Raw genomic sequence first — 475 nt, 5'->3', positions numbered from 1 at the left:
GGACGTCGTAGGCGACACGTCCGTCGGGACGGTCGAGGAACTGCGTCGGAGGAGCGGGGCGGTTCGCGTCTGAGGTCATGTGGTTAGTCTGCATCGCCAATTGGCTATGGTCAATAGCCAACCCAGGTCGGTGTTGCGGCGGAGGGCACAGCGCCCCGGCCGCGGGGAGGCGACGGTCCGCCTCAGTCGATGAGGACGTCGTCCAGCGGCCGTCGGTTGGTGCGGGGCAACGCGGCTCGACCGATCTGCTGCCAGCCGACACGCACCAGCAGCTGGGGACACAAGCCCCCGTGGAACACCTCCTCGCGCAGGGCCCGTCGCGTCTCTGCTACCTCGACCACCTGGCTCAGCGGGACCACCGACAGTCCCACCCGGTGTGCAGCGAGCCAGAGCGCGCTGAGGCTCTGGCCGGTGCGGACCCACGAGGTGCGGTCGTCGCCGGCCGTGCACAGCACCACCAGCAGTGACATCCAGA

The 475-nt window shown here is 69.3% G+C and carries 1 pseudogene; it reads right to left on the bottom strand.

Going from position 1 to position 475, the window contains the following annotated elements:
- Positions 1–182 precede the first annotated feature (182 nt).
- Positions 183–475 (bottom strand): annotated as a pseudogene (locus ACU8YE_RS24790) (hypothetical protein); the annotation flags it as partial.

The sequence above is a fragment of the Ralstonia sp. VS2407 genome (assembly GCF_052950655.1).
This window is presented reverse-complemented; position numbering and strand designations above follow the sequence as displayed.